This is a genomic window from Streptomyces sp. NBC_00510 (genome assembly GCA_036013505.1).
GTDB lineage: Bacteria > Actinomycetota > Actinomycetes > Streptomycetales > Streptomycetaceae > Actinacidiphila.
Map to the genome: position 1 here is coordinate 9,113,795 of CP107851.1, position 15,322 is coordinate 9,129,116.

Annotated in this window: 15 protein-coding genes; 11 read left to right on the forward strand and 4 right to left on the reverse strand. The window is 73.3% G+C overall.

Going from position 1 to position 15,322, the window contains the following annotated elements:
* Positions 1-111: 111 nt before the first annotated feature.
* The gene (locus tag OG937_41680) at positions 112-654 is read right to left on the reverse strand and encodes a universal stress protein (GenBank protein ID WUD77763.1); all 543 of its coding nucleotides are present in this window, start codon (positions 652-654) and stop codon (positions 112-114) included.
* A 237-nt stretch (positions 655-891) separates the two neighbouring features.
* Between OG937_41680 and OG937_41685 the strand changes: the two genes are divergently transcribed.
* The 8 genes from OG937_41685 (at position 892) to OG937_41720 (ending at position 9,526) form a co-directional block, all read left to right on the forward strand.
* Positions 892-1,302, forward strand: coding sequence for a hypothetical protein (locus OG937_41685; protein WUD77764.1), 411 nt, complete (start codon positions 892-894; stop codon positions 1,300-1,302).
* A 13-nt stretch (positions 1,303-1,315) separates the two neighbouring features.
* The gene (gene lysA, locus OG937_41690) at positions 1,316-2,653 is read left to right on the forward strand and encodes a diaminopimelate decarboxylase (protein ID WUD77765.1); all 1,338 of its coding nucleotides are present in this window, start codon (positions 1,316-1,318) and stop codon (positions 2,651-2,653) included.
* Between the two features lie 210 nt (positions 2,654-2,863).
* On the forward strand, positions 2,864-5,023 hold the full coding sequence (gene kdpB / locus OG937_41695) for a potassium-transporting ATPase subunit KdpB (protein ID WUD77766.1): 2,160 nt from the start codon (positions 2,864-2,866) through the stop codon (positions 5,021-5,023).
* A gap of 2 nt (positions 5,024-5,025) precedes the next feature.
* A complete protein-coding gene (locus tag OG937_41700) occupies positions 5,026-5,868 on the forward strand; it encodes a potassium-transporting ATPase subunit C (GenBank protein WUD77767.1) in 843 nt (280 codons plus the stop codon).
* An 8-nt stretch (positions 5,869-5,876) separates the two neighbouring features.
* Complete coding sequence (kdpA, locus tag OG937_41705; GenBank protein ID WUD79046.1) at positions 5,877-7,493, forward strand: potassium-transporting ATPase subunit KdpA; 1,617 nt, start codon at positions 5,877-5,879, stop codon at positions 7,491-7,493.
* A 39-nt stretch (positions 7,494-7,532) separates the two neighbouring features.
* Entirely contained in the window at positions 7,533-8,084 is a 552-nt protein-coding gene (locus tag OG937_41710) for a dihydrofolate reductase family protein (protein ID WUD77768.1), read from the forward strand.
* 70 nt (positions 8,085-8,154) lie between these two features.
* Positions 8,155-8,940 (forward strand): alpha/beta fold hydrolase, encoded by a 786-nt coding sequence (locus OG937_41715; protein ID WUD77769.1) that lies wholly within the window; start codon positions 8,155-8,157, stop codon positions 8,938-8,940.
* Positions 8,941-9,082: 142 nt separating this feature from the next.
* Positions 9,083-9,526 (forward strand): VOC family protein, encoded by a 444-nt coding sequence (locus OG937_41720; protein ID WUD77770.1) that lies wholly within the window; start codon positions 9,083-9,085, stop codon positions 9,524-9,526.
* Between the two features lie 66 nt (positions 9,527-9,592).
* On the opposite strand, the gene OG937_41725 is transcribed toward OG937_41720, so the two are convergent.
* Positions 9,593-10,213, reverse strand: a complete 621-nt coding sequence (locus OG937_41725; GenBank protein ID WUD77771.1) for a TetR/AcrR family transcriptional regulator — start codon at positions 10,211-10,213, stop codon at positions 9,593-9,595.
* Positions 10,214-10,416: 203 nt separating this feature from the next.
* Here OG937_41725 and OG937_41730 point away from each other — a divergent pair, with 203 nt between their 5' ends.
* The 3 genes from OG937_41730 to OG937_41740 all read left to right on the forward strand — a co-directional run bounded on the left by OG937_41730 (position 10,417) and on the right by OG937_41740 (position 12,812).
* Positions 10,417-11,331, forward strand: a complete 915-nt coding sequence (locus OG937_41730) for a LysR family transcriptional regulator (protein ID WUD77772.1) — start codon at positions 10,417-10,419, stop codon at positions 11,329-11,331.
* 104 nt (positions 11,332-11,435) lie between these two features.
* Complete coding sequence (locus OG937_41735; protein WUD77773.1) at positions 11,436-12,149, forward strand: SDR family oxidoreductase; 714 nt, start codon at positions 11,436-11,438, stop codon at positions 12,147-12,149.
* A 429-nt stretch (positions 12,150-12,578) separates the two neighbouring features.
* On the forward strand, positions 12,579-12,812 hold the full coding sequence (locus OG937_41740) for a hypothetical protein (GenBank protein WUD77774.1): 234 nt from the start codon (positions 12,579-12,581) through the stop codon (positions 12,810-12,812).
* A 39-nt stretch (positions 12,813-12,851) separates the two neighbouring features.
* Here the strand turns inward: OG937_41740 and OG937_41745 are convergent, their stop codons facing one another.
* Positions 12,852-13,733 carry a GNAT family N-acetyltransferase gene (locus OG937_41745; GenBank protein ID WUD77775.1) on the reverse strand — a complete coding sequence of 294 codons (882 nt, stop codon included), beginning with the start codon at positions 13,731-13,733 and terminating at the stop codon, positions 12,852-12,854.
* Between the two features lie 124 nt (positions 13,734-13,857).
* Positions 13,858-15,321, reverse strand: a complete 1,464-nt coding sequence (locus tag OG937_41750) for an MFS transporter (GenBank protein ID WUD77776.1) — start codon at positions 15,319-15,321, stop codon at positions 13,858-13,860.
* Position 15,322: the final 1 nt, after the last annotated feature.

Genomic DNA, 15,322 nt, shown 5'->3' on the forward strand with positions numbered 1-15,322 from the left:
CGGCCCTGGCCGGCGCGTGCCGCTGACCGCTTTCCAACCCGCCGCGCTGGGTGCGGCGTTGGACCGGCGCAGGGCAAGGCCCTGACGGCGGTGACCCACGTGGTGCAGGGCTCAGGGGGTGACGAATCCGTCCCGGCGCCACCTGGCACCGAACCGCCGGCCGCTCCCGCCACCCCGGCCCGAGGGCAGTCCGGGCGCGGACGGCACGGCCAGGACCGGGCAGCGGGCGTGCGTGAAGCAGTGGGCCGCGACGGACGGCGCGAAGAGCCGCCGCCAGGGGCCGTGGGCACCGGCACCGATCACGAGCAGTCCCGCGCCCTCGCCTGCCACCTCCACCAGCGCCGGTCCCGGGCGGCCCAGCGCGAGGACCGGACGCAGCGGGGGGTCCAGCGGCAGGTCGCCGTCGAAGGCGACGTCCAGGGCCATGAGGAGCCGGCGCCGGGCCAGCCGGCGCCACCGGTCGGGGTCCGGCGGGGGCGGCGGCCACCGGCTCTGGGTCGCACCGGCACCGTCCCAGGCCGCCTCCCAGGCGGTGACCACGGTCAGCACGCACTCCCGCCGCCGGGCCTCCTCGGCGGCCCGGCGCAGCGCCGCCACGCTCCCGGGGGAGCCGCTGACGCCGACGACGACGCACTCTTCGCGGACCTCACTCATGCCTTCCATGAAACGCCCGGAAACGCGCGGACCAGGGGTCCTTGTCGCGATCCTGACGCCGTCCGCCCCGCCCCCGCGACCCGCGCCGTTAACGTTCGCGCGCTCGCCGTAAACGTCGCGTCAGGGATCGCACCCACCCCCCGGACGGCGGGCATAGCGTCCCTGGTGCGTCCCGGACCGCCGGCCCCGGCCGGGGCGCCCCAGGAACCGCAGCAGGTGCCGCAGCAGGAGGAAACCATGACAGAGCTCATGTACGGGGACGACCCCGAGCCTTCGGATCCGTCCCCGGCCGGACGACACCGGGAGACGTTGTACGTCCCCGTCCGGCCGGGACCCGTGGGATGCGTCGCGCGTATGTTCCGCACGCCCCTGGGCGGCCGCACGGCCGTCGGCTTCACCACCACCGAGCGCCTCACCGAGACGCTCGGCCCCGACCAGCAGTGGATCACCCTGTCGGAATCCGCGCTGCGGTCGCTGGCCCGGCCGCTCGGCGTCACGGCACTGACCGTGGACCCGCAGTTCGCCGCACCCGCCGTGTCGGACGTACCGGAGGAGACCGGTCGCCGGCTCGACCCCCAGACTCTCGGGGTCCTCAGGGTCACCGGCGCGGTCGCGCTGGTCGACGCCCTGGCCCTGTGGATCGGCTGAAAGGAGCGCCGTCATGACTCTCGTCACCGAGCACCTGGAGACCGCGTACCCCGACGCCGACCTGTCGGTGTGGCCCGCGTCCGCCTCCTCCGCCCCCCACGGTGAGGTCACCGTGGGCGGGGTCGCCCTCACGGAGATCGCCGAACGCTTCGGCACCCCCGCCTACGTCCTGGACGAGGGCGAGGTACGCGACCGCTGCCGCGCCTACCGCGCGGCCTTCCCCGACGGCGACGTGCTGTACGCCGCCAAGGCCTTCATGTGCCGTGCCATGGCCCACTGGGTGGACGAGGAGGGCCTCGGCCTCGACGTCTGCTCGGCCGGGGAGCTCGAGCTCGCGGTCGTCACCGGCTTCCCGCCGGAGCGCATCCTGCTCCATGGCAACGCCAAGAGCCCGGAGGACCTGGCCACGGCGCTCCGCCTCGGCGTGGGCCGGATCGTGATCGACAGCACCGGCGAGATCGCCCGGCTGGCCGCCCACGTCCCGCCGGGGGACCGGCAGAAGGTGCTGCTCCGCATCGTGCCGGGCATCGCCGCCGGTCACCACAACGCGGTGCGCACCGGCACCGACGACCAGAAGTTCGGGCTGTCCCTGGCCGACGGATCGGCGCAGCACGCCATCGCGCGCGTGCTGGAGCAGCCGCGACTGGAACTGGTGGGTCTCCACTGCCACCTGGGCTCGCAGATCAGCAGCGTCAAGCCGTACCTCGCGGCCGTGCGCCGGCTGGTCGGGCTGCTGGCCGCCGTACGCAGGCAGCACGGCGTCACGCTGCCGGAGCTGGACCTGGGCGGCGGGCACGCGGTCGCCTACCGGCCGGGCGAGGCGGCGATGGACCTGACGACGCTGTCCGCGCGGATACGCGCCGAGCTCGCCGAGGGCTGCGCGGCCGCCGGGCTGGCGGTGCCGCGGCTGACGGTGGAGCCCGGCCGCGCGATCGTGGGCCCCGCCGGTGTCGCGCTGTACCACGTGCTGTCGGTCAAGCGCACCGGCGGACAGACCTTCGTGGCCGTCGACGGCGGCATGAGCGACAACCCCCGGCCCGCGCTGTACGGGGTGCGCTACAGCCCCCGGCTGATCGGCCGTCACTCCACGGAGGAGCCGGCCCTGATGACCGTGGTCGGGCGGCACTGCGAGGCCGGTGACATCCTCGCCTCCGCGGTGCCCCTCCCGGCCGACGTCCGGCCCGGGGACCTGCTGGCGGTGCCGGTCGCGGGCGCCTACCACCTGTCGATGGCGTCCACGTACAACCTCGTCGGCCGTCCGCCGGTCGTCGCGGTCCACGAGGGCCGGGCCCGGCTGCTGGTCCGCCGCGAGTCGCTGGCCGACTTCCGCAACCGCGACATCGGGCTCTGAGCCCCGGGCCCCCAAGGCCCCACGACCAGGCGTCCACGACGCCGTCCGAACGCCCTCCGGGCAGGTGATGTCCCCGCGTCCCCCTGCCCGGAGGTGCGCCATGCCCATTTCCGTTCCAAGAGGCCCGGTCCACGGGTCCCGATCCACGAGAAGAGAGAGTCCGGTGAGTGTGGAGTACACCGTCCGCCTGATCGTCGCGGAGGGAATCCGATGACCACCGCACCCGCACCCGTCAGACCGGACCGTGAAAGCCCCGCCCTTCCCCCCGAGGCCGACGGGAAGCGCCGTGTCGGCGCAGGACTGCTCGACCCCGGACAGCTGTGGCTCGCCCTTCCCGACGCCCTGCGCAAGCTCAACCCGGTGACGCTGGTCCGCAACCCGATCATGTTCGTCACCGAGGTCGGCGCGGCCCTGACCACCGGGCTGGCCCTCGTCCATCCGACCGTGTTCGGCTGGCTGATCACGGTGTGGCTCTGGCTGACCGTCGTCTTCGGCAACCTCGCCGAGGCCGTCGCCGAGAGCCGCGGCAAGGCCCAGGCCGACTCGTTGCGCCGCATGCGCAAGTTGACCACCGCCCGCCGGCTGACGGAGGACGGCGAGAAGGTGGTGCACGCCATCGCGCTGCGCCGCGGTGACACCATCGTCGTCGAGGCCGGGGAGACGATCCCTGGTGACGGCGACGTCGTCGAGGGCGTCGCCAGCGTCGACGAGTCCGCCATCACCGGCGAGTCCGCACCCGTCATCCGCGAGGCGGGCGGCGACCGCTCGGCCGTCACAGGCGGCACCAAGGTGCTGTCCGACCGCATCGTCGTACGCATCACCCAGGAGTCCGGACGCAGCTTCCTGGACCGGATGATCGGCCTGGTCGAGGGCGCCAACCGGCAGAAGACGCCGAACGAGCTCGCCCTCAACTTGCTGCTCGTCATGCTGACCTTCGTCTTCCTGGTCGCCGTCGTCACCCTGCAGCCCATGGCGATCTTCTCCAAGGGCTTCATGGGCGCCGCCCCCGACAGCGCGGCGATGACCGCCGACGGCGTCACCGGCATCGTCCTGGTCTCGCTGCTCGTCTGCCTCATCCCGACGACGATCGGCGCCCTGCTGTCGGCCATCGGCATCGCGGGAATGGACCGCCTGGTGCAGCGCAACGTCCTGGCCTCCTCCGGCCGTGCCGTCGAGGCCGCGGGCGACGTGAACACGCTCCTGCTCGACAAGACCGGCACCATCACCTACGGCAACCGGCAGGCGAGCGCCTTCCTGCCGGTCGGGGCCGTCGAGCCGGAACAGTTCGCCCGGTCCGCGCTGCTGTCGAGCCTCGCCGACCGGACCCCAGAGGGACGCTCCATCGTCGCCCACGCCCGCGAGCACTACGCGCTGTCCCACCACAAGGCCGACGAGATCGACCTGCCCGACGCCCGGTGGGTGGCCTTCAGCGCCACCACCCGCATGTCCGGGGTGGACCTCCCCGGAGGCAGGAAGCTGCGCAAGGGTGCCGCCGCCGCGGTCGCCGCCTGGGTCCGCGACGAGGGCGGCACGGTCCCCGCGGGCATGGACGTGTACGTCGAGCAGGTGTCCGCCGCGGGCGGGACGCCGCTCGCCGTCGCCGAACTCCCGGCAGGTGGCGGCCCCGCGCGCGTCCTGGGCGTCATCCACCTCAAGGACGTCGTCAAGCCCGGGCTGCGCGAACGCTTCGAGGAGATGCGCCGGATGGGCATCCGCACCGTGATGATCACCGGCGACAACCCGGTGACCGCCCGCGCCATCGCCGAGGAGGCGGGCGTGGACGACTTCCTCGCCGAGGCGACCCCCGAGGACAAGCTCGCCCTGATCAAGCACGAGCAGGCCGGCGGCCACCTCGTCGCCATGACCGGCGACGGCACCAACGATGCCCCGGCACTGGCCCAGGCGGACGTGGGCGTCGCCATGAACACCGGCACCTCGGCCGCCAAGGAGGCCGGCAACATGGTCGACCTCGACTCCGACCCCACGAAGATCGTGGAGATCGTCGAGATCGGCAAGCAACTCCTCATCACCCGTGGCGCGCTGACGGCCTTCTCGATCGCCAACGACATCGCCAAGTACTTCGCGATCCTCCCCGCGATGTTCGGCGGGGTCTACCCGGCCCTCGACTCCGTGAACATCATGCGGCTGCACTCGCCCGCCTCGGCGATCCTGTCTGCCGTCGTCTTCAACGCCGTCGTCATCGTCGCGCTGATCCCGCTCGCCCTGCGGGGCGTCCGCTACCGGCCCAGCAGTGCCTCGGCGCTGCTCACCCGCAACCTGTGGGTATACGGCCTCGGCGGGGTGGTCGTGCCGTTCCTCGCGATCAAGCTCATCGACGTCGCCCTCGTCCAGTTCATCCCGGGGATCTGACCATGGCTGATACCTCCACGCTGCCCCGCTGGGCCGCGCACCACCTCGCGGCCGTCCGCATGGTGCTCGCGCTCACCCTCCTCGTCGGACTGACCTACCCCCTCGGCATGACGCTGCTCGCCCAAGTGCCGGGCCTGCGTGACGCCTCGTCACGCGACACGCTCATCGGCAGGGCCTACGCCGACGCCCAGGGCGACCCGCTGCCCGGCTACTTCCAGTCGCGCCCCTCCAACGCGGGCGACGGCTACGACACCGCGGCCTCCGGCGCCGGCAACCAGGGCGCCGAGAGCGTCGTCGACACCCCCGACAAGCCCAGCCTGCTCACCCAGGTGTGCTCGCGCAGCAAGACGGTCGGCGAGCGGGAGCACGTCGACGGTTCGCGCCCCTACTGCACTCCCGACGGCGTCGGCGCCGTGCTCGGCGTCTTCCGCCAGGGCGGCACCACGGGCCGCGTGACCCGCGTCGTCAGCCTCAACCAGCCCTGCCCCGCCCGGCCGTTCCTCACGGCCTACGAGCACGTGGCCGTCCGCTGCGCGGAACCCGGCGCCGACTACACCCGCGCCGTCGTCACCCCCGTACGCGGCGACGCCCCGGCCCGCCCCGAGGTCCCCGCCGACGCGGTCACCGCGAGCGGCAGCGGCCTCGACCCCGACATCAGCGCCGCGTACGCGGGCCTCCAGGCACCCCGCGTCGCCCGCGAGCGGGCGGTCGGCGAGGACACCGTGCGCGCCCTGATCGCGAAGTACACCACCGGCCGCGCCCTCGGCGTGCTCGGCGAGCCCGCCGTCAACGTCGTCGAGCTCAACGCCGCCCTGGACCGCACCCACCCGACGCGCGGAGCGTGAGAGCAGACATGTACGGCTGGATCCAGGCTTCCCTCGTCATCGCCGTCGTGGTGGGCCTCCACGTCCCGCTCGGCGACCACATGGCACGCGCCCTCGAGGGCGGCCGCCACCTGGGACCCGAGCGCGCCCTCTACCGCCTGTGCGGCGTCGACCCCGACAAGGAACAGGACTGGCGGCACTACCTGTTCGCGCTGCTGGCCTTCTCGGCCGTGAGCATCGCCGCCCTGTTCGCCCTGTTCACCCTGCAGGACCGGCTGCCGTGGTCGCTCGGCCGCGACGGCATGCCGTGGCGGCTCGCCCTGCACACCGCCGTCAGCTTCACCACCAACACCAGCTGGCAGAACTACGCGGGCGAGTCCACCACCGGCCATCTCGCCGTCATGGCGGGCCTGGGCACCCAGGCGTTCGCCTCCGGCGCGGTCGGCATCTGCGTCGCGCTGGCCCTCGTCCGCGGGCTGGTCCGGCGCGACACCGACCGGCTCGGCAACTTCTGGGTCGACCTCGTCCGCAGCGTCTTCCGCGTCTTCCTGCCCCTCGCGGTCGTCTCCGGACTCCTGCTGATCGCCCTCGGCGTGCCGCAGCACCTGTCGGGGAGCGACCAGCTCGCCGCCCCCGTCGGCTCGTGGGAGTCCATCAAGCTGATGTCGGGCGACGGCGGCGGTGTCTTCAACGCCAACAGCGCCCACCCCCTGGAGAACCCCTCGGCGTGGAGCAACACGCTCGAGATCGTGCTCATGCTCCTCATCCCGACCGCCCTGATCCGCACCTACGGCCGGCTCGTCGGCAGCCTGAAGCAGAGCTGGACCCTCCTCGCGGTGGTGGGCATCCTCTTCGGCCTGCTGCTGGCCGCCGCCAACCTCGCCCAGAGCGCCCACACCGGCACCGTCAGCGCCGCGGTGGGCGGCCAGACCGAGGGTACCGAGACCCGGTTCGGCGTCCCGGCGAGCACCCTGTTCGGCGTGTCGGCCACGGCCTCGGCGGACGGCGCCGCCAACTCCTCGTACGACAGCTTCTCCAGCCTCGGCGGCGGCGTCCTGCTGGCGGGCATGATGCTCGGCGAGATCGCGCCCGGCGGCACCGGGAGCGGCCTGTACGGACTGCTCGTGGCCGTCCTCGTCGCGGTCTTCGTCGGCGGCCTGATGGTCGGCCGCACGCCCGAGTACCTGCGCAAGCGGATCGGTACCGGGGAGATGCGGTACGTCGTGCTCTACGCGCTCGTCGCGCCCACCGCGATCCTGGTGTGCTCGGCCATCGCCGTCGCCCTGCCCGGCGGGCGCTCCTCGATGGGCAACCCCGGCCCGCACGGCCTGACCGAACTCGTCTACGCGTACACCAGCAACACGGCCAGCAACGGCAGCGCGATGGCCGGCTTCAACGGCGCCACCGACCTGCACAACCTGCTGATGGTCGTCGCCATGCTGATCGGCCGCTACGTCCCCGTGGTGTTCGTCCTCGCCCTGGCGGGACGCCTCGCGCGCCAGCGGGCCGGTGTGGTCACGGTCGGCACGCTGCGCCCGCACGGGGTCAACTTCGTCGTCCTGGCCACCGGCGCCGCCCTGATCCTCGCCCTGCTGAACTTCCTGCCCGTTCTGTCCCTCGGCCCGGTGGCGGAGGGACTGCTGTAGTGCCGACGGTCGGTCACCCCCCGATGCGAAGCTGAGGGGGTGACGAGGACCCAGTACTTCACCGCGACCAGCCTCGACGGCTTCATCGCCGACCCGGACGGCTCCCTCGACTGGCTCTTCGAGGTCGAGGGGGAGGGCTTCGAGCGCTTCAGGGCCTTCTTCGCCGGCGTCGGGGCCTTCGCGATGGGCGCGACCACGTACGAGTGGATCCTGGACCACGACCGGCTCCTGGAGCGGCCCGGGAAGTGGACCGAGTACTACGGCACCACCCCGGCCTGGGTCTTCACCCACCGGGACCTGCCCGCCGTCCCCGGGGCGGACGTCACCTTCGTGCGCGACGACGTCCGCCCCGTCCACGAGGCCATGACCACCGCCGCCGGGGGCCGGAACATCTGGCTGGTGGGCGGCGGTGAACTGGTCGGCTCCTTCGCCGATCACGGGCTGCTGCACGACCTGATCCTGGGCGTCGCCCCGGTCACCCTCGGCGCCGGCGCACCGCTGCTGCCGAGGCGGCTGACCTCGGCCCGGCTGCGGCTGACGGGCGTCGAGCGGGTCGGCCAGTTCGCCTACCTCACGTACATGACGCGCTGAGGCCGGTGCCGGTGCCGGTGCCGGTGCCTGCGATGCGCGGCGCGGCGCACTTCCGTGCGAGCATCTGCGGATGCTCATACTCGCCGACGAACTCGGACGTCTCGCCTGCACGGTGACGGGGGACGGGCCGCCCGTCGTCCTCGTGCACGCCGGCGTCGCCGACCACCGGATGTGGGACGGGGTCGTGCCCGGCCTCGCGCAGCACCACACCGTCATCCGCTACGACTTGCGCGGCTTCGGCCAGTCCCCACCACCGGCCGGCCCGTTCAGCGAACACGACGACCTGCGCCGCGTCCTGGACCACTTCGGCCTCGACCGCGCCCGCGTGGTCGGCGCGTCCTTCGGCGGCCGCGTGGCACTCGACTTCGCGCTCGCCCACCCCGGACGCGTCCACTCCCTGGCCGTCTTCTCCCCGCCGTGGCCGGGGTACGACTGGTCGCCGCAGATGATCGCCTACGACGAGGCCGAGACCGAGGCGCTCGCGGCGGGCGACCACGAGGCCGCGGTCCGCGTCAACCTGGACATGTGGCTGCGCGGCCCGGCCCGCGGATGGGACGAGGTCCCCGCCGGGGCGGCCGACCGGCTGCGTGGGCCGCTGCGGACGGCGTTGATCCACCAGGGCACGGTCGAGGCGCACTCACAGGGCCGCGCGGACGGCGACGTCGCGGCCCTCTCCGTGCCCACCCTGATCGGCATCGGCCTCCTCGACGTGCCGGACTTCCAGGACATCGCCCGCCGCTACGCCGCCACGATCCCCGGCGCCACCCTGGCCGAGTTCCCGGCCGCGGCCCACCTCGTCGCCATGGACGCCCCCGCCGACGTGACGGCCGCGCTGCTTCCCTTCCTCGCCCGCTAGGGACGCCGCACCGCCAACGCGGTGGCGCTCCCGTCCGCCCCGTCCGCACGTGGGGGCGCGGGGGTAGGGATCATCCCCGCGGACCGTGGACGTCCGACGTGCCCCCGCACGCCGGACGGGGCAAGGGAAAGGAGCAACCCCTGTGGACATGAAACTCGAGGTCGTGGTGGTGCCCGTCGCCGACGTCGACCGGGCCAAGGACTTCTACGTGGGCCTCGGCTGGCGGCTGGACGCGGACCTCACCACCGGCGAGGACTTCCGCGTGGTCCAGGTGACCCCGCCCGGCTCGCTCTGCTCGGTCATCTTCGGCACCGGGGTCAGCTCGGCGGCGCCCGGCTCGGTCCAGGGCCTCCACCTGATCGTGGAGGACGTGGTCGCCGCCCGCGAGGAGCTCGTGGGGCGCGGGGTCGAGGTGAGCGAACCGTTCCATGACGCCGGGGGGATCTTCCACCGTGCCGGGACGGAAGGACGCGTGTCCGGCGCCGACGCGGAGCGACGCAGCTACTGCTCCTTCGCGTCGTTCAACGACCCCGACGGCAACGAATGGGTGTTCCAGGAGATCACGGAGCGGCTGCCGGGCCGCTGACCTCCGCTCCTGGCGCCGTACGGTTCCGCACCGCGGGCGCGCGCCGCGCCCGCGGCGCCAGAACCTTCACACGGTGGCGACGGCCTTCTGAGGCCCGGTCACGCCGAGGATGGCCAGGCAGTTCGTCCACAGCGGGCTGAGGCGCCCGGTGTCGTTGTACAGCTTGGCGAAGAGCACCTGTCCCTCGAGCTGGGCGACGATCGACGCCGCGGCCGCGTGGGTGTCGGCGACGGTGACATCGCCCCGCTCACGGGCCTCGGTGACGACCTCGTCGATCATGTCGACCTGCGTCTCGAAGATCTCCTGCAGCCGTCCGCGGATGGACTCGGTCTGGTTGCTCATCTCCAGCGTCAGGTTGCCGAACATGCACCCGGAGACCGTGCCGCAGGACTGCTGGCCCGCGTGCTGGCTCTCCTCGGTCGCCTCGAACAGCCGGCGCAGCCGCTCCAGGGGTGCCTCGTCGGCGCCCAGGATGCGGGTCCACTCGCGCCTCTGCGCCGCCCAGTGCTCGTCGATGACGGTCAGGGCGAGGGCTTCCTTGGACTCGAAGAAGTAGTAGAAGCTGCCCTTGGGCACCCCGGCCGCCTTGCAGATCTCGGCCACCCCCAGCGCGGAGTAGCCGCGCTGCTCGATGAGCGTCTGCGCGGCAGTGATGATCTTCTCCCTGGCATCACTTGTGCGTCCCATGACAGCAGTATACGACCGATCGACTATTGTGTCGTCGACCGGCCGGTCCCCCTGCTTCCCCCGGCCGGGAATCCCGACCGGCCCCCATCCTGGGCGCGCCGGCGGGGCGCGCGCCAGGACCGGTTTCCTCCCTGCTGCGAGGCTGCGACTCCCACACGCCCCCCGTGGCGGAGATCCAGCAGGCCAGGCCCTAGCATGGCGGCGTGGAGCTGCGTCAACTTCGGTATTTCGTCGCGGTCGCCGAGGAGCTGAACTTCGGGAGGGCGGCCGAACGGCTCCTGATCGCCGGGCCTTCACTGTCCCAGCAGATCAAGGCGCTCGAACGCGACCTGGGGGTCAGGCTCTTCGACCGCGACCGCCGCTCGGTGTCGATCACCCCCGCGGGCTCGGCGCTGCTGCCGCACGTCCGGGCGCTGCTGGAGCGCGCCGACGACGTGGGGCGCCGCGCCAAGCAGCTGGCCGGCTCGGAGGCGGTGCGGCTCGGCTACACCAACTGGCTCCCCGCCGACCTGGCGGCCCGTGCGTCCGCGGTGGCCCGGCTGCACGTGGACGCGTGGATCGGGCCCTCCCACACCCAGGCCGCCCGGGTGGCCGAGGGCGGCCTGGACCTCGCGATCTGCTGGGTGCAGACGGCGGACCTGGAGCGGTGCGGCCTGCGGTCCCGGCTCCTGGGCGCGGATCTGCTCTACGCGGTCTCCACCGGCGACGACACCAGTGCCGTCCGGGCCGAGGACACCGTCGTCCTCCTCGACGACGACACCACCACCTGGCAGTCGTGGAACGTCTACGCGGAGCGTTTCGCCGCCGACACGGGGGCCCGCACGATCCGTACCTCCGATGGCGGGATCACCGGCAGCGGGTTCTTCGACCACGTCCGCCGCTGCCGCGGTCCGGTCGTCAACTCCCCCAAGGGCCAGACCACCCCGCTCCCCCCGGACCTGGTCAAACGGCCGGTGATCGCGCCCGAGGTCTACTGGACCTGGTCGCTGGTGTGGCGCGCCGACGAGGTCCGCGACTCGGTGCTGGCCGTGGTGGACGCCCTGGCCGAGGGCGTGGGCGACCTCGGCATCCACGGCCCGGGCGTCTGGCTCCCCGACGGAGATCCCTACAAGCGATAGATTTTCGGCTGTATGCCGGAATTGTCGCTCGGTCCTCGCCGTTGTAGGTGACCGGTCGGCTATCTCGCCGGCGCAGTCCCCACCCCATCCATCGGGAGCAGGTCATGAGCGTTGAGGGTCAGAAGGTCGCGGTCGTCACCGGTGCGTCGCAGGGCATCGGTGCCGCTCTGGTCGAGGCGTACCGGAAGCTGGGGTACGCGGTGGTGGCCACGTCGCGGAACATCGGCGACTCGGCGGACCCGGGGGTGGTGTCGGTGCGGGGGGACATCGCGGAGCGGGGCACCGCGGAGCGGGTGATCGCGACGGCGGTGGAGCGGTTCGGCCGGGTGGACACGCTGGTCAACAACGCGGGGATCTTCGTGGCGAAGCCGTTCACGGAGTACACCGAGGAGGACTACCGGGCGGTGATGGCGGTGAACCTGGACGGCTTCTTCCGCGTCACGCAGCTGGCGGTGGAGCGGATGCTCCAGCAGGGCGGGGGACACGTCGTCCAGATCTCCAGCAGCCTCGGTGACCAGCCGGACGCGAAGGTGACGTCGGTGCTGGCGTCGCTGACGAAGGGCGGCCTGCAGTCGGCGACCCGGGCGCTGGCGACCGAGTACGCGACGCAGGGCATCCGGGCGAACGCGGTGGCGCTGGGGACGATCAAGACCCCGATGCACCCGGTGGAGACCCACGAGATGCTGGCGGGCCTGCACCCGGTGGGGCGCATGGGCGAGATCGACGACATCGTCGAGGCCGTCCTGTACCTGGAGAGGGCGCCCTTCGTGACCGGTGTGGTGCTCCCGGTCGACGGCGGCCAGAGCGCGGGCCGCTGACGTGCGGCGGCCTCCGCCGTGGTGGGAGGCAGGGCCTTCCGCCGCGGAGGACGCCGGTCGTGGCGTGCCCACCGGGCCGTCCGGCCAGGTACGGCCTGGAACGACTCCTGGACGTCCTGCCCGCGGCTGCCCGCCCGTGGCGGCTGCGCCACGGGCGGGCACGCGACGCCGTCCTGTGCTTCCCCGTCCGGCACGACCCGCGCGAGCTCGGCACCCTTCGGCGGCAGGTGCGCAGCGCCCTGGACCTGCCGGAGATGCCGGAGGAGGCCGCGGACGACGCCCTCCTGGTCGTCTCCGAGCTGGTCACCAACGCCGTCACGCACGGCACCTCGCCCGCCGAGCTGCGCCTCGTCCTGGGGGAGGGACGCCGCGCCCCGCGGGATCGAGGTCACCGACGCGGCGCCGTGTTCGTCCGGCGACAGGGAGGCCGTGCCGCCGGACGAACACGGCCGGGGCCTGCCGATAATCGCCGCCCTCGCGTCGGACCACGGCCTGACGGTCCGCCCCGGCGCCGGTATCTGCTGGGCCGACCTGCCCCTGGACCGCCCCCGGCGGGACGGCGAAGACGGCGACCAGGCGGCATCCGTCGCGCTGACGACGGCTTTCGCCGCGCTCCTGCTCGTCGCGGTCTTCACGGCGGGCTGCCTGCTGCAGCTCGTCTGAGATGGGGCGAGGGAGGAGCCCGCGCCCCGTCCCGGCGCCCTACAGGTCGAGCTGGTACTCGATCGCCTGGTGCGTGGGTCGGTAGCCCAGCGCGTCGTTGATGTTCCGCATGGGCCGGTTGCCGTCGGCGGTATCGGTCAGCAGACCGTCGAGTCCGGGGTGGCGCTCGCGCGCCTGCCGGATCGACTCGGCCTTCATCCACCGGCCCAGGCCGTGTCCCCGGTGCTCGGGCAGGACCGCGGTGCCGTAGTGCTGGCCGTCACCCTTGCCGTCGCCGGGGACGACCAGCTCGGTGAACCCGGCGATGGAGCCGTCCGAATCGTCGACGGCCACGACGGTGTGCAGCAACTCCCCTCGCGCCTCGACGGCTTGGGCGGCAGCACGGACCCGGTCCACGTCCCAGGCCACCGTGCCGTAGGCGACGTCGTCCATCGGCATGTCGTCCATGGCCCGTCGTGACGCGGCGAACGTCGTGGCGAGGTCATCGGGCGCGGTCCCGTGCCACGACGCCAGCCGGTATCCGGGGTGTGGACGCTCGACGAGTTCACCGAGGGCACTGATGTCCACGTCGGCCATCGGCAGCCGGGTGAACGTCAGCGTGAGGGCCTTGCGGAAACCCTGTGCCGGGAGGAAACGGTCGCCGGGCGAACCGGCCTCGGCCTGGGCGATGACGCAACGCCGGCCGTCCGCCCGGGCAGCAGCCACGGCCGCGGCGAGCAGCCGCGAGCCGACGCCGCGGCGCCGCTCGACCGGATGGACGTGGAGCTTCAGCTCGGTGAGGTGTTCCTGCCCGGGACCGCTGAACAGGCGCAGGAACGCCGATCCGAGAGGAATGGCGTCCGCGTCGCTCGCCAGCCACGCCAGCCGGAAGCCGGACGGGCCGTGAGCGGGATCGGTCAGTGGGGTGATGCGCATCGACAAGGTGTCTCCGTCGTGAGGAGGTGGGAAAGGGAACGCGGGACCGACTGCCGAGCACTCCTGCGCATGTGCCGCACACCTCCTCGTCGACGAAGCCGGCCGGTGACACCCGGTCGGCTGGGGGACGCTAACGGTTCCCACAGGTCGACGGCAACCGCATTCGGATCCGTCGGCCCGGGACATCGCGGTCTCCCTCGACGGCTTCGTCACCGGGCCCGGGGGCGGCCCTTCGGCCTCGTCGACGGGCCGGGAGGCTGGAACGACGAGACCGGCTACGGCGCCGGCGGGGTCGGCCGGGCCCCGCAGGGCTCAGGACGAGGGGGAGGGGCTGCCCACGCCCTGTTCCCCGCCGGGGGCCGGGGGCCGGGGCCGCCGTCCCGGGCCGCGGGAGGGCCGCCCGTACGGCGGGAAGCGTCAGGACCAGGGCCACGGCCGCGAGTTGCCAGACCGCGCCGAAGCCCAGCACCCCCGCGACGCCGAACAGGACGGACACCGGGCCGGCCGCCGCGAGGCCCACCGGCCCGAGCGCGAAGGCGCCGAAGGTGCCGTAGGCGCTGACCCGGGCGAGCGCACCGGGCGGCACCTGGGACTGCGTGGCCGTGGCGTAGAGGGTGCCGCACACGGCCGAGCCGACTCCGGCCGCCAGCGCGGCGGCGCAGATCCACGGCAGCGGCAGCCCGGTGGCGAGGGCGGCCGACGGCATGGCCCAGCCCAGGGTGGCGGCCGTGCCCACGAACAGCGGCCGGCGGGGCCGGCGCCCCAGCATCGCCACGCCCCCCGCCACCGCTCCCGCCCCGTACAGGGCCATGACCAGGCCCCAGGAAGTCGGCCCGCCGAGATTCCGCTGGGCGACCAGCGGCCCGAGGACGAGGAACGGCGCCCACACGAAGAGGTTGAACAGGCAGACGTGGACCGAGGTGACCCACAGCCAGGTCCGGGAGCGGAACTCCGTCCAGCCCTCGCGCAGCTCCGCGGCGAAGGACGAGGCCGGCCCCGCGGCCCGGACGGTCCGCGGAAGCAGGAGCAGGGCGACGACGCTCACCCCGTAGCTGACGGCGTCCACGGCGAGGACCGCGGAGGCGCCCGCGACCGCCGTCAGGACGCCCGCGATCGCCGGGCCCGCGATGGAGGCCGCCGATCGGGCCACGCCGAGCAGCGCGTTGCCGTCGGAGAGCGCGTCACCCGGCACGATGCGGGGGACGAGTGCGTCGAGAGCCGGGGTGAACAGGGCCTCGGCCGCGCCCCAGACGACGACCAGCGCGATCAGCGTGGCCATGTGGGGATCGCCGCCGAGGAGGGTCAGGGCGAGGCCGGCCTGGGTGAGGCAGCGGGTGACGTCCGCGGCGAGCATCACCTGCCGGCTGCCCCACCGGTCGGTGAGGACGCCGCCGGCGAGCAGGACCAGCACCAGCGGCAGGATCCGGGCCGCGAGGACCAGGCCGAGCTCGGTGCCCCCGCCGCCCGTTTCCAGGACCGCGAAGGCCAGTGCGACGGACGCCATCGACGATCCGAACAGCGAGGTGGTGTAGCCGATGAAGAAGCGCCGGAAGTCGCGTTCGCGCAGGACCGCGGGGCGGAGATCGAGTGCCATG

Excerpts from the sequence above, each read along its gene's own strand:
- OG937_41680 (WUD77763.1), bottom strand. The coding sequence starts at position 654 with ATGAGTGAGGTCCGCGAAGAGTGCGTCGTCGTCGGCGTCAGCGGCTCC.
- OG937_41685 (WUD77764.1), top strand. The coding sequence starts at position 892 with ATGACAGAGCTCATGTACGGGGACGACCCCGAGCCTTCGGATCCGTCC.
- lysA (WUD77765.1), top strand. The coding sequence starts at position 1,316 with ATGACTCTCGTCACCGAGCACCTGGAGACCGCGTACCCCGACGCCGAC.
- kdpB (WUD77766.1), top strand. The coding sequence starts at position 2,864 with ATGACCACCGCACCCGCACCCGTCAGACCGGACCGTGAAAGCCCCGCC.
- OG937_41700 (WUD77767.1), top strand. The coding sequence starts at position 5,026 with ATGGCTGATACCTCCACGCTGCCCCGCTGGGCCGCGCACCACCTCGCG.
- kdpA (WUD79046.1), top strand. The coding sequence starts at position 5,877 with ATGTACGGCTGGATCCAGGCTTCCCTCGTCATCGCCGTCGTGGTGGGC.
- OG937_41715 (WUD77769.1), top strand. The coding sequence starts at position 8,155 with ATGCTCATACTCGCCGACGAACTCGGACGTCTCGCCTGCACGGTGACG.
- OG937_41725 (WUD77771.1), bottom strand. The coding sequence starts at position 10,213 with ATGGGACGCACAAGTGATGCCAGGGAGAAGATCATCACTGCCGCGCAG.
- OG937_41735 (WUD77773.1), top strand. The coding sequence starts at position 11,436 with ATGAGCGTTGAGGGTCAGAAGGTCGCGGTCGTCACCGGTGCGTCGCAG.
- OG937_41750 (WUD77776.1), bottom strand. The coding sequence starts at position 15,321 with ATGGCACTCGATCTCCGCCCCGCGGTCCTGCGCGAACGCGACTTCCGG.